Consider the following 13,591-nt stretch of genomic DNA (forward strand, 5'->3'; position numbering starts at 1 on the left):
AATGGCTAGGCCGTCATCTGGACGACATTGCTGACGCTGTCGGGCGCGCTCTCGAGGACATCATCACGCACCGGGCGTGGCTCGCCGAAGAGATGGCCCTGCCCGTAGGCAACATCCATTTCGAGCACCTCGACCACGGTGGACTCATCCTCGATCTTGTCGACGATGAGTTCGATACCGTGGCGACCGAACAGGCCTGCCAGGTCCTCAGTGGCGATCGCCCCGGCTTCATAGCCAGCGATGGACTCGTAATTGTCAATCGCGTCGAGAAGGCGCCGCCCGCCAATCTTGGCGAAACGCACCCCGGCCCGCTCCATCTCGGTCAGGTCCAGCTCGACATGTGCGATCTGGTCGATCGAGAAACGGAAGCCGAAATCCGCCATGCGGGCCATGTTGCGCGCGGCAATGGCATCGCGTTCTTCGAAGGCGCGCTGCGATATCTCGAAAATAAGCGACCCGGACAAATCCTTGTTCTGCCGGATGAAGTCGAGGAACTCCGGAAAGAAGGTCTCGTCAGACAGGGAATTGAGCGAAACATTGCAGAAAATGGCGACCTTCCGGTCCTGACCGGTCAGACGGCGTACGATCTGCACGCAACGGAAGAGCAGGAGATTGTCGACCTCGGCCATCAGACCGGCCTCTTCGGCAGCGGCCATGAAGGCAGCCGGAGCCAGGACACGACCGGTCGCATCGCGCAGGCGGGTATAGCTCTCATAGAAGGCCGTTCGGCGCTGCGGCAGGGTCACGACCGGCTGGAGATAGAGGTCGACACGATTGGCGGCCAGCGCCTCGCGGACCGTGTCGATATCGGTGTGCCCCGTGCTGGCCGCGGGCGCGGTCCCTGACCTGACATGATTGTCGGCACCGGCCGGACCGACCCGACGGACCAGATCCTCCAACACTTTCACTTCATGAACGAGCGCATTGTCCCGCTCGACCGATTCTGCCCGCAACTCGTCGGCGATTTCATCGATCCGCGCCTGCGCGGCCTCGAATTCCTCGGCCAGGGCCAGATTGGCAGCCTTCAGCTCGTGTATCTCGTCTTCCAGCGCGCGCCGCTCATGACCGCGGGCCGCTGCCGAATGCGCCATGCCGGCAACGATGAAGACGATCGCCCCCATCATCCAGGCATTGAGCGTCGGCATGAGGCCGAAAAACTCGAAGCCGATCGCGGCCACAGCCGCAATGGTGATGTAGGTCAGGAGGATCAGAATGTCGGATGCGCGGGGCATGTCGGGCCTTCGAATCAGCGAATCGTCAGGTGTGCTTGAAGGTTAAGCTGTGTCGGCTCGGGTTGTCGTTTGGTTAACGAAGGTAAACCCGAAGCGTCCGAACATTATCCAACATATTGATTTATAATGGCACGCATAAATTAAAGCGGCCCGTCAAACTGACGGGCCGCTCGCAATTACTGTGGAGAATCAGCTCGATCAGGACGCGGCGTGCGGCCGGATCAGGATTTCCACGCGGCGATTCTGCTGGCGCCCGGCCGGCGTATCATTGGAGGCAATCGGCGAACGCTCGCCCATGCCGGCGATATAGAAGCGGTCGCGCAGCACGCCCTGGGCAATCAGATAGTTGCCGACCGACATCGCCCGACGCTCGGAAAGCTGCTGATTGTATTCGGCGGCACCGATGCTGTCGGCATGACCGACAATGTCGACATAGGTCGCCGGGTAGCGGTTCAGCACGGTGCCGACATCGCCGAGAATTCCGTAGAACTGGCCCTGGATATCGGCGGAATTGGTGGCGAAGGTGACATCGCCCGGCATGATCAGGCGCAGATCATTGCCCTCGCGGCGCACGCCCACACCCGTATCGGACAGCGCTTCGCGCATGGCGGCTTCCTGCCGGTCCATGTAATTGCCGATGGCGCCGCCGGCGAGCGCGCCGATACCGGCACCGATCAGGGCATTGGTGCGGCCCTCTTCGCTGTCATTGGTATTGGTCAGATAACCCAGCGCCGCGCCAGCTGCCGCGCCGAGCAGGACGCCACGGCCAGTATTGTTGGCCCGGGTCTCGCCGGTATAGGGGTCAGTGGTCGTACACGCCGCGACGGACAAGGCCGCAACGGTCAGGACTGCAATACGGAGTTTCATCGTGGATCCCTCTCGGTAACGCAACTTCATGCCTATCATATCGAGTTATATGACGGGCGTGGCAATGGGCGGATTTATCTTTCCCGACATGAACGCAGGCTGACCGACAAATCTGCCCTCATTTGCATCGCGTCTCTCTTGACGGCCAGCAAGCAAGCTCCTATCTCCGCGGCTGTTAGCAGTCGTCGAGGGTGAGTGCCAACCCGCTCCCGGTGATTGCTGGAAACCTTCAGTCCTCTGTTTGGAGATAGACCAAGATGACTTTTCGTCCTCTGCACGATCGCGTGCTGGTGAAGCGCGTCGAAGAAGAGTCCACGACCAAGGGCGGGATCATCATCCCGGATACGGCCAAGGAAAAGCCGCAGGAAGGCGAAGTCGTCGCCATCGGCGGCGGCACGATCAAGGAAGACGGCACGGTTCGTCCGCTGGACGTCAAGGCCGGCGATCGCATCCTGTTCGGCAAATGGTCCGGCACCGAAGTCACCGTCGACGGTGTCGAGCTGCTGATCATGAAAGAGTCGGACATTCTCGGCGTGATGGCCTAGTCGCCAGCCCCGATCTGACCACCATCCTCTCAAGTTAGAAGAACGGATATAATCCAATGGCTGCCAAAGACGTACTTTTCGGCTCCGACGCGCGTGAACGCATGCTGCGCGGCGTCGACATCCTCGCCAATGCCGTGAAAGTCACCCTCGGTCCGAAGGGCCGCAATGTGGTGATCGAGAAATCCTTCGGCGCTCCGCGCACCACCAAGGACGGCGTCTCCGTCGCGAAGGAAATCGAACTCACGGACAAGTTCGAAAACATGGGCGCACAAATGCTGCGCGAAGTGGCTTCCAAGACGAATGACGTCGCCGGCGACGGCACCACGACCGCCACGGTCCTGGCCCAGTCCATCGTCCGCGAAGGCATGAAGTCGGTTGCCGCCGGCATGAACCCGATGGACCTGAAGCGCGGCATCGACAAGGCCGTCGCCATCGTCATGGAAGACATCAAGGCCGGCTCCACCCCGGTGAAGGATTCCGCTGAAGTTGCCCAGGTCGGTACCATCTCCGCCAATGGCGCGACCGATATCGGCGAGATGATCGCCAAGGCCATGGACAAGGTCGGCAAAGAGGGTGTCATCACCGTCGAGGAAGCCAAGTCCCTGGAAACCGAGCTGGATGTCGTCGAAGGCATGCAGTTCGACCGCGGCTACCTGTCGCCTTACTTCATCACCGACGCCGACAAGATGCAGGCCGAGCTGGAAGAGCCCTACATCCTGCTCTTCGAAAAGAAGCTGACCTCGCTGCAGCCGATGCTGCCGATCCTGGAAGCTGTGGTTCAGTCCTCGCGTCCGCTGCTGATCATCGCGGAAGACGTTGAAGGCGAAGCCCTGGCCACCCTCGTGGTCAACAAGCTGCGTGGCGGCCTGAAGATCGCGGCCGTCAAGGCTCCGGGCTTCGGCGATCGCCGCAAGGCCATGCTGGAAGACCTCGCCATCCTCACCGGCGGCCAGGTCATCTCCGAAGACCTCGGCATCAAGCTGGAAACCGTCACGCTCGACATGCTCGGCTCGGCCAAGCGCGTCAACATCACCAAGGACGACACCACGATCGTCGACGGTGTCGGTGACAAGGCCCAGATCGAAGCCCGTGTCTCGCAGATCCGTCGCCAGTCCGAGGAAACCACCTCTGATTACGACCGTGAGAAGCTGCAGGAACGCCTCGCCAAGCTGGCCGGCGGTGTTGCGGTGATCAAGGTCGGCGGTGCCACCGAGATCGAAGTGAAAGAAAAGAAGGACCGCGTCGACGACGCCCTCAACGCCACCCGCGCTGCGGTGGAAGAAGGTATCGTCCCGGGCGGTGGTGTTGCTCTCCTGAAGGCCTCCGCCAAGCTGGCCGGCCTGGAAGGTGACAATCCGGACCAGACCCAGGGTATCGCCATTGTGGCCCGCGCCCTGCAGTCCCCGATCCGTCAGATCGCCACCAATTCCGGTGTCGAAGGCTCGATCGTGGTTGGCAAGGTCATGGAAAACGCTTCCGCGACCTTCGGCTTCAACGCCCAGACCGAAGAATATGGCGACATGCTCGCCTTCGGTGTCATCGACCCGGCCAAGGTCGTCCGCACGGCCCTGCAGGACGCGGCCTCCGTCGCCTCCCTGCTGATCACCACGGAAGCTGCCGTGGCTGACGCCCCGAAGGAAGAAGGCGCCGGTGGCGGCATGCCTGACATGGGCGGCATGGGCGGAATGGGTGGCATGGGCGGCATGATGTAATCATGCCGGTCACCTGACCGATCAAAGGAAAGGGTCGCCCTGGTGGGCGGCCCTTTTCTTTTGCCTCGCGACACCACCTCCTCGCCGCGTTATGGTCGCAGCCGTGATTTCGGGAGGTGTCAGATATGAAACACATAGCCATGAGCAAAGGCTTCGTTCTGGCCGGCCTGTTGGCGGCCTGCCAGCCGGCCGAGACGGTGACGGATACCGCTGAAGCGCCAGCGGCCGCGACCGAAGCCGTCGCCCGCCATGACGCCGCCACCTTCCATCAGACAACGAGCTTCTCGCTCGCCTCGTCCGCCGGCTTTGCCTGGTCGAGCGATGACAGCCGCATCCTGATTTCCTCGGATGAGACCGGGGTGTTCAATGCCTATGCCGTTGATCCCGAGACCGGTGATCGCGAAGCCCTCACCGCGTCGGAGACCAATGCCACTTACGCCCTGTCATGGTTCCCGACCGATGACCGCGCTGTGGTCACGGCCGACACGGGCGGCAATGAGATCTCCCATATTTTCGTGCGCGAGCTCGATGGCCGTCTCAACGACATCACGCCGGGCGAAGAGGTCCGGGCGCAATTTCTCGGCTGGTCTCCCGATGGCAATGACATGTGGCTGATGACCAATGAGCGCGATCAGAGCGCGATGGACATCTATGCCTATGACACGCTGAGCTATGAGAGCGGCTTTGTGTTCCAGAACGATGACGCGCTGCAGATCGGCGATGTCAGCCCGGACGGGCGCTGGCTGGCCCTGGTGCGCAACCGCACCTCCGCTGACAGCGACATCCTGCTCCTCGATCTCGCTTCGGGCGAAACCGAGCCCCGCGTGATCACGGCTCATGAAGGCAATATCGCCCACGGCGTCTACACCTTCACGCCGGACAGCACACAGCTCGTCTATGCCACGGACGAGCATGGCGAGTTCAACCAGGCCTGGACCTATGACCTTGAAACCGGCGACACCGCGCCGCTGATCGAGGCCGAATGGGACGTCCAGTTCGTGATCTATTCCGACAGTGGGCGCTACCGTGTCTCCGGCATCAATGCCGATGCCCGCACCGAGGTCTCCATTCTCGACACGACAAGCGGCGAGACCCTGGCCCTGCCCGACCTGCCGGCCGGCGATATCGGCTCGGTCCGTTTCTCGCGGGATGAAAGCCGCATCGCCTTCCTCATCAATTCCGCGACCTCGCCCTCCAATCTCCATGTCGTGGATCTGGCCAGCCAGGCCCATGCCCAGCTGACCAATGCGCTCAACCCAGCGATCTCGGAAGCCGAGATGGTGGACGCGCAAGTGGTGCGCTTTGAAAGCTTCGACGGGCTGGAAATCCCGGGCATTCTCTATCGTCCGCACGAGGCCAGCGCCAACAATCCGGTACCGGCCCTCGTCTGGGTGCATGGCGGTCCGGGCGGGCAGAGCCGGATCGGCTATTCGGCCACCATCCAGCACCTCGTCAATCACGGCTATGCCGTCTACGCCGCCAATAATCGCGGCTCGTCAGGCTACGGCAAAACCTTCTTCCACATGGATGATCGCCGCCATGGCGAAGAAGACCTGCGCGACATTGTCGCCGCTGGTGACTGGCTGCGAGCGCAGGACTGGGTCTCGGCCGACGAGGTGGGTGTGATCGGCGGGTCCTATGGCGGCTATATGACCGCCGCCGCCCTCACCTTCCATCCCGAAGCCTTTGAGGTCGGGATCAATATTTTCGGCGTCACCAATTGGGAGCGCACCCTCGCATCCATCCCGCCCTGGTGGGAGAGCTTCCGCGAAGCCCTCTATGACGAAATGGGCGACCCGGCGACCGACGCCGAACGTCACCGCGCCATCTCCCCCCTCTTCCACGCCGAGAATGTCGTCCGCCCCATGCTGGTCGTCCAGGGCGCCAATGATCCGCGCGTGCTGCAAGTGGAGAGTGATGAACTGGTCGCCGCCGTCCGCGCCAATGGCGTACCGGTGGAGTATGTGCTCTTCCCGGATGAGGGCCATGGCTTCCGCCGCCGGGAGAACCGTATCACCGCGTCCGAAGCCTATGTGAGCTTCCTCGATGAATATCTGCGTGAGCAAGACGACGCTTCGGCCGAGTAGCCCGACGGGTATCAAAGCCGGGATTCGGGCATCGGCCCTGCGTCCCGGCGCCTCCGACTATAGCGCCACCCGCTGCTTCAGCACGGCCAGTCGGGCCACCGACTGGTTGATACGGCGCTCGGTCAGGCGGCCCTCGCGGATCGCCGCCTCGACCCAGCCGACAATGCGTTGCGGCAATTCGGCGTCCGGGGCGGCAGAGTTGGACAGCATGATCATGTCATTGCCGGCCTCTATGGCGCGGATGACCGCTTCGCGCTGATCGTAATTCTCCCGGATCGCGCCCATGTCGAGATCATCGGTCATCACCACGCCCGTGAAGCCGAGCTGCCGGCGCAGCAAATCATCCAGGACCGGAGCGGAAAAGGTCACCGGCTCGCCGCTGGGATCGAGCTGACGATTGGTCAGATGGCCACCCATCATCAAATGGGCGCGCCCTCGATCGATCAGTTCGCGGAAAGGGGCCAGCTCGGCCTCGCTCCAGCTGTCGGAAATGTCGACGAAACCGTCATGACTGTCGCCGCGCGATCGGCCATGCCCGGGGAAATGCTTGATCGCGCAGACCGCGCCTTCCGCCTCGAAGGCATCGATAAAGGCCGAGGCATAGTCGGCAATGGTCCCGCCATCCGTGCCATAGGCGCGTCCGTGACGACCGATCACGGAGTTTTCGGGATCGTGGAGGTCGGCAACAGGCGCCAGATTCATGTTGAAGCCGGCGGCGCGGAACTCGCTCGCACCCAGCCGGTAGAGATCACCGGCACTTTCCGGGGACCGCGCTTCCGCCACCTGCATGGCGCGTGGAATGTGGGTATAGCCGAGATCCCGGGACAGGCGCTGGACCAGACCGCCTTCCTGGTCGATCGCCATCCAGGCCCCCGGACGCGTGGCCAGGAAACGCGCCGCCGACCCCTCCGCCCCGTCGCGCGAGCGCACATTATGGCGCAGGAAGAGGACGCCGCCGATGCGGTTGGCAGCGAGATGGGCATCGATGATGTCGGCCCCTTCGGTCTCATTGTGCGAACCGATAAAACCAAGCAGCAACATGTCACCGACGCGCTCGGCCAATGGTCGATCCAGCGCGTCGCGCACGCTTGTGCGCAATCGTGCCTGCGCGGTCGTCCCGGCCGTCGCCATCAGTGTGGCGGCGAGACCTGATTGCAATACGCGTCGCCGATCCATGTTCCGCTATTCCTTGCCAATCCCCGGCCATGAGCATGCGGACCGACCCGCCCGGTGGCAAGCCTGTGCGGCACGTCAGCCTTGTTCCGAACGCGTCGCGCGCGGCTGATCAGGTGACAAATATTTTAGGCCGGCACAGGAACGCCGTAAGGCGGCAGCGATCACATTTGCGTCATATCGAAGAGGGATTGCAGCAATGAGAAAATTTCTGATGGCGGGTATTGCCCTGGCCGTGACCGGTGCCACCGCCTATGCGCTGGACGATGATCGCGACCGGCATACCCGCATTCATGTCGCGAGCGACAGCCATGCAACATTTATCGGCGATGATGGTCAGATCGTGGAAGTGCGCGGCGCCGGTGGCGATCGCACCATCCATATCGATCGCGACGGCGAACGCTCGGTGATCAATGTCGATGGCCAGGAGATCGAGATTGTCGACGGCGAAGTGCGCATTGATGGCCAAGTGGTCGATGTCGAACATGACGGTGTGGTCGTGATCGACGGCGTGAATGTCCGCGTCATCGAAGGCGACCATGCCCGCATGGGCCGGACGTTCGAACTGCATATGGCCGAGCGCGTGGAACATCTCGCCGAGATGGAAGATCATATCGCGCGCATGGTCATCGACATGGATGTCGAGGGCATCGAAGCCGGCGTCATGGCGTCTCTTGAGTTGGCCTTGGCCGGCCTCGATGAAGGCCGCATCGTCCACACGGATGATTGGGACGACCTCACACCGGAGGAACGCGAGGAAGTACGCGCCGAAATCCGTGAGGCCCGCGAAGAGATTCGGGAGGCCATGCACGAGACGCGTCGGGAAATGCGCGAGGCCCACGCCGAAATGGAAGGTGCCCGCCGCATGGCCCGGATAGAGGTCCGCCGCGCCGCCCGTGAGATGGCGCGCGCCGAACGCGAAATCGCACGTGCAGAACGGGACAGGGCGCGGGCCCGCGTCGAAGTCCTGCGCAGTGATGGGCAGGCTGGCCGGGCAAATGTCGAACGCCTGCAAGACGTCCTCCGCAATAATGACGCCGACGACATCCGGATCGAGGACGAAGATGGCCGCCGCCGCGTCTGGATCGATGGTGAGGAACAGACCGGCGACGATCTGGTCGACTGGCTGAACCGGCTTGAGATCGACCGTCTGGAGGGCCGTCATGACGGGCGTCGCGCCGAGCGCGAAATGCGTGTTGAGCGCCTGCGCCGCGGGGAAGGCCGACGCGTCATCGAACTGGATGGCGGCGAGCGGGTCGTGATTGTCGAAATCGATGAGGATGACGACGAGCGCTAGGCCGGTCCGGCACCGATTCCAAAAGGGCGGGCTCGCACATGCGGCCCGCCCTTTCTCGTGGCAAACAGGCCCAGCCTATTGTGAAAGCGCACAAAAAAAGGGGCTGGCAAAAGCCAGCCCCGAGATAACGGTTGGTCGATAAAGGGCGTCTCCTCCCCGAAACGCCAAAGGACAGAGCGGTCAGGCCCAGTCCGTTTTCGACGTTGACGTAGCACTCTGGTTACGTCAACCCCCATTATCTTAACGCTTGGGGATAAGCCTCGCCATCCGCTCGACTTTTCGCCACTACTTGTTGCGTTGCGCGACTGCGGATACCGCCGCAATCCAGCCCTCGCGGGCCACCGTTTCCTGGGCCGGCTGCTCTTCCCGCCAGGCCTTGTTGTCGCTGATATCAGCGGCCAGGCGCGCGCCCAGCTTGAGATCCTTGATCGTGACGAGGCCCTCTTCGCGCTCGTTCGAGCCGACGATAACGGCCGCCACCGCACCGCGGCGATCCGCATACTTCATCTGCTTGCCCATATTGCCTGACCCGACAAAGGCCTCGGCCCGGAAACCGGCCGCCCGCAGCTCGCCCGCCATGGCCAGATAATCGGCCGAGCGATCCTTCTCGCTGGCGACAACGAGGACCAGCGGCTTTTCCTCGACCGAACCGGTCAGACCCAGGGCGGACAGGGCAGCGGCGAAGCGGCTGACCCCGAAAGAGAAACCGGTCGCCGGCACAGCCTGCCCGGTGAAGCGCGAAACCAGGTCATCATAGCGCCCACCGCCGCCGACCGAGCCGAACTGGATAGGTGAGCCGTCCTCATATTGCGCCTGGGCCAGCAGCTCGGCCTCGAAGACCGGGCCAGTGTAGTAGCCAAGACCGCGAACGACCGACGGGTCAAACAGGGCGCGGTCACCATCAACGCCGATGGCCGACAGCACCCCATCAATCTCCGCCAGCGCCGCCAGACCGGCCTTGCCGGTCTGTGACGTGCCGATCAGCGGTTCAAGGCGGGCGATGACGTCGCTGCGGCTGCCACCACCGGCATCCAGGAATCCGAGGACGGTATCAATCCCGCCTGCATCCAGCTTTGCGCCTTCGGTATAGTCGCCGGACTCGTCCTTGCGGCCCTCGCCGAGAAGAAGCGCAACGCCGTCACGCCCCAAACGGTCAAGCTTGTCAGCGGCGCGAAGCACGCGCATGCGGCGCTCCGGATCCGCGGCACCGATGCTTTCCAGCACACCGTCGAGGATGCGCCGGTCATTGACCCGCACGACATAATCACCATCGGCCAGACCGACCGCCCGCATCACATCGGCGGCGAGCGCGATCATCTCGGCATCGGCCGAGGGGCTGCCGGCGCCGACCGTGTCGGCATCGCACTGCACGAATTGGCGGAAACGCCCCGGTCCCGGCTTTTCATTGCGCCAGACATCGCCGGCCTGATAGCGGCGATAGGGCTTGTTCAGGTCCTGAAAATTCTCGGCCACGAAACGGGCCAGCGGCGCGGTGTGGTCATAGCGCAGCGACAACCATTGGCCGTCATCATCCTCAAGCGCAAAGACGCCCTCATTGGGGCGCTCCTCGTCGGGCAGGAATTTGCCGAGCGCGTCAGCATATTCGAACGCCGAGGTTTGCAGCGGCTCGAAACCCCAATCGTCGTAGACACGGCTGGCCGTTTCGACGAGATGGCGCTCGACCCGGAGAACAGACCCGCTGCGATCTTCAAAGCCACGCGGTCGGCGGGCCTTGGGTCGGAAGGGTTTCTTGGCGCTCATCACGATCTCCGGTTTGTCCGCCGCAGCGCCCGGCGCTGCGGTCTTGATCAGGCGGTGTTTTCCACGAGCGAGCGGGCCCTGTGAACCCGCCTGTGCAGGCTGAGAGGGGAGATGCCGGTCCATTCACCGGAAATCAAGGCGTTACTGCGATAATCAGGATTGAACTGACCGGAGAGAGTGATGAAATCCGCCCTGCTAGCTGCCTCGATCGCGCTTGTTCTGACTTCCAGCGCCGCGTCGGCCGGCCCCGGCAGCGAGTTTGCCGCCTTCGCCGAGGCCATTGGTCAAACCGCCCGGGTCCGCTCTCGCGAGGCCGCCAGCCGTCCGGCAGCCCCTGCCACGCCGCTCGACATTGAGGACCCGTTTTCCTTCGAACTGGAGCAATTCGCCCTGGAAGCCATGCTGATGAGCCGCCGCATTGACGAGGCTGGCGGCCCCCTCGATCTGCGCTGCATCTTCCGAGGCATGTCCGCGGATGCCTCATCACGCCTCGAGGCGCTTAACGCAGCCGAAACGGCGGCCCAACAGGCCCACATCTATGCGGACCTGGCAGCGCTGATGTCGGATGCCAGCGAGATTGCGCCGGCCGTCGACGGGGAAGCCGATCTCGATAGCGTCCCGCTTCCGGCCAGCTGTCCGGCCATTTCGGACGGCTAATTATTGGCCGCCCACTCCAGCGCCTCGACCATACCACCGGAGGACAGGACCGTCGGCAGGACACGCGGTTCACCGCCGGACGCCGGGAAGAGCAGATAGAGCGGCACACCCGCCTGCCCGTGATCGGCGATCAGATTGGCAATGGTCTCATTGCGATTGGTCCAGTCAGCGCGCAGGCTGGCAACACCAAAGCGATCAAACGCATCTTCGACCGTCTCCGAGTCCAGAACAGTCAGCTTGTTGATCTGGCAGGTCACGCACCAGGCCGCTGTAACATCGACAAAAACCGGCTGCCCCATGGCCTGAAGCTCGGCGACCCGCTCATGCGACCAGGGCTCGACCCGTCCGGAAAGGGTCTGCGTGCTGGTCGTGGTGGGCAGGCGTGCAATCGCCACAACGCTGATCACACCACCCAGCAGCGCGAGAATGGCGATGATCGACCAGATTGTGTGTCCCTGGCCGTGCGCCCAGATCGCGAAACTGAGCGCCAGCATGGCCGCACCCAGGAAAACCAGGGCGATCGGACCGGATTGCAGCGTCAGCACCCAGCTCAGCCAGATCACCGAGGCGAACATCGGGAAGGCGAGGAATTGGCGGAAAGTCACCATCCAGGCCCCCGGCTTGGGCAGAAAACGCAACAGGGTTGGTGACAGGGAGAAGATGACAAAGGGCGCAGCAAGGCCCAGTCCCATGGCGGCCGCGACCAGCAGCACCACCGGTGCCGGCTGGGTCAGGGCCAGCCCCAGCGCGCCGGCGGCCAGCGGCCCGACGCACGGCGCCGCGACCACGACAGCCAGAACGCCGGTAAAGAAAGCGCCCTTCCAGCCCGGCTTGTCCGCCAGACCGGCACCCAGGCCCATCATGCGCGTGCCAACCTCGAGCGCCCCCATCAGGTTGAGGCCAATCGCGAAGAGCAGAAGTGACAGGATTGCGACCACGACTGGCACCTGAAGCTGGAAACCCCAGCCCACCGGGAGGCCCACTTCACGCAACAGGACCAATGCCCCGGCCAGACCGACAAAACTCAACAGCACACCGATCAGGAAAAATCCGCCCTGACGCCGAACAGCACCGGAATCAGCATGGGCGGCCTGCACAAATTTCAAAACCTTGATCGACAGGACCGGGAAGACGCAGGGCATCAGATTGAGGATCAGTCCGCCACCGAAAGCGAGCAGAACAAGGCTGAGCAATCCCGTGCTCATCCCGTCAGCCGAGGGCATCCCGCCCGACACGGGGGCGAGACCGAAACCGCCGGTGCCCGGCTCGGCCTCGACCGCGATAGCTTGCCGAACCTCTGATCCGCTGGTCTGCCAACTGACGACACCGTCCTGGCGGGCACGGCCGGCGCTTGACGCGGCATAGCCTGGCTCCATCAAGACCAGGGTTGTTCCCTCACCCGCCTGTACAATCTGTGCGCCCGCATTGCGGATCACGCCGGTTTCATAGGGGAAGAATCGGAGATCCTCGATCGCGTCCGGATTGGCAAAATCACTGCCGGCCAGCTCGAGAATGACGCGCCCGCCTTCGATCGAGAGGCTCGCGGAAACAGCCGGGTCCAGCTGAGGTTCGGCGTCCAGCGCCTCGCGGATATACCAATAACCCGCTTCATCGCGCTGCGCTTCAGGGCCGACATCGAGGGTCAGTGAGAGCGTGCGCTCTTCGGGGACGCAGATAACTTCACAAACCAGCCAAGTGGCATCGGCTCGCAATGCGAGCGTGGAACCGGCATAATCGGCGGGGACTGAAACCGGCATCGGCAAGACCAGCTCGCCCTTGTAACCGTAGTCCATGATCGCATCGGTCAGGGGTAGCTCGATCGGCATCGGCCAGACGACCTCACCGACTGTGACGCCGCCCGGCAGGGTCCAGTCGATTTCCACCGGCAGGCCATTATCGCCCGGATTGCGCCAATAAGTATGCCATCCATCCGGCATGATCTGATGCAGTCCGATATAAAAGCTGTCACCCGGAGCGACGACCGATTGCTCGGCAACCAGTTCAGCCTCGATGATGGCTTCCCCCCGCGACCAGCCCGATTGGGCAGAAGCGGGCGTGAAGCTGCCGAGGGCAGCCAGCGCGACCAAAAGGATAAAACCGGAAAGCCCGTTCAGGACACGCATCAAAAAACCTCGTGGAAATCTGCTGAAACCAGCGTTTGCGTTGAGGATATAGTCGCTTTTCCGCAAAGGTCGAACCGCGATCCCGCAACCGTGATCACAAATGCAAACGGCCGCGCCAGACAGGCGCGGCCGTTCTT

The 13,591-nt window shown here is 63.0% G+C and carries 10 protein-coding genes; 5 read left to right on the forward strand and 5 right to left on the reverse strand.

Annotated features, from left to right (window positions below; genetic code table 11):
- Window positions 1-5 precede the first annotated feature (5 nt).
- Together Q0X62_RS02205 and Q0X62_RS02210 are read right to left on the reverse strand one after the other, a co-directional pair.
- Window positions 6-1,232 carry an EAL domain-containing protein gene (locus Q0X62_RS02205; protein WP_297731128.1) on the reverse strand — a complete coding sequence of 409 codons (1,227 nt, stop codon included), beginning with the start codon at window positions 1,230-1,232 and terminating at the stop codon, window positions 6-8.
- A 198-nt stretch (window positions 1,233-1,430) separates the two neighbouring features.
- Window positions 1,431-2,099, reverse strand: a complete 669-nt coding sequence (locus tag Q0X62_RS02210) for an OmpA family protein (protein WP_297731130.1) — start codon at window positions 2,097-2,099, stop codon at window positions 1,431-1,433.
- Window positions 2,100-2,356: 257 nt separating this feature from the next.
- Between Q0X62_RS02210 and groES the strand changes: the two genes are divergently transcribed.
- The 3 genes from groES to Q0X62_RS02225 all read left to right on the forward strand — a co-directional run bounded on the left by groES (window position 2,357) and on the right by Q0X62_RS02225 (window position 6,443).
- A complete protein-coding gene (gene groES / locus Q0X62_RS02215; protein ID WP_297731133.1) occupies window positions 2,357-2,644 on the forward strand; it encodes a co-chaperone GroES in 288 nt (95 codons plus the stop codon).
- Window positions 2,645-2,700: 56 nt separating this feature from the next.
- Window positions 2,701-4,356, forward strand: a complete 1,656-nt coding sequence (gene groL / locus Q0X62_RS02220; protein WP_297731136.1) for a chaperonin GroEL — start codon at window positions 2,701-2,703, stop codon at window positions 4,354-4,356.
- 125 nt (window positions 4,357-4,481) lie between these two features.
- Window positions 4,482-6,443 (forward strand): S9 family peptidase, encoded by a 1,962-nt coding sequence (locus Q0X62_RS02225; RefSeq protein ID WP_297731138.1) that lies wholly within the window; start codon window positions 4,482-4,484, stop codon window positions 6,441-6,443.
- Window positions 6,444-6,500: 57 nt separating this feature from the next.
- Here the strand turns inward: Q0X62_RS02225 and Q0X62_RS02230 are convergent, their stop codons facing one another.
- Window positions 6,501-7,619 (reverse strand): glycoside hydrolase family 3 N-terminal domain-containing protein, encoded by a 1,119-nt coding sequence (locus tag Q0X62_RS02230; RefSeq protein WP_297731140.1) that lies wholly within the window; start codon window positions 7,617-7,619, stop codon window positions 6,501-6,503.
- Between the two features lie 196 nt (window positions 7,620-7,815).
- On the opposite strand from Q0X62_RS02230, the gene Q0X62_RS02235 reads away from it, so the two are divergent.
- Window positions 7,816-8,913 (forward strand): hypothetical protein, encoded by a 1,098-nt coding sequence (locus Q0X62_RS02235; RefSeq protein ID WP_297731151.1) that lies wholly within the window; start codon window positions 7,816-7,818, stop codon window positions 8,911-8,913.
- Between the two features lie 285 nt (window positions 8,914-9,198).
- Here Q0X62_RS02235 and hisS read toward each other — a convergent pair whose 3' ends face one another.
- The gene (hisS, locus tag Q0X62_RS02240) at window positions 9,199-10,674 is read right to left on the reverse strand and encodes a histidine--tRNA ligase (RefSeq protein ID WP_297731153.1); all 1,476 of its coding nucleotides are present in this window, start codon (window positions 10,672-10,674) and stop codon (window positions 9,199-9,201) included.
- Between the two features lie 180 nt (window positions 10,675-10,854).
- Here hisS and Q0X62_RS02245 point away from each other — a divergent pair, with 180 nt between their 5' ends.
- The gene (locus Q0X62_RS02245; protein ID WP_297731155.1) at window positions 10,855-11,331 is read left to right on the forward strand and encodes a hypothetical protein; all 477 of its coding nucleotides are present in this window, start codon (window positions 10,855-10,857) and stop codon (window positions 11,329-11,331) included.
- Here Q0X62_RS02245 and Q0X62_RS02250 read toward each other — a convergent pair.
- Window positions 11,328-13,454 carry a protein-disulfide reductase DsbD domain-containing protein gene (locus Q0X62_RS02250; protein ID WP_297731157.1) on the reverse strand — a complete coding sequence of 709 codons (2,127 nt, stop codon included), beginning with the start codon at window positions 13,452-13,454 and terminating at the stop codon, window positions 11,328-11,330. The genes Q0X62_RS02245 and Q0X62_RS02250 overlap by 4 nt on opposite strands.
- Window positions 13,455-13,591: the final 137 nt, after the last annotated feature.

This window comes from uncultured Maricaulis sp., assembly GCF_947259345.1.
GTDB lineage: Bacteria > Pseudomonadota > Alphaproteobacteria > Caulobacterales > Maricaulaceae > Maricaulis.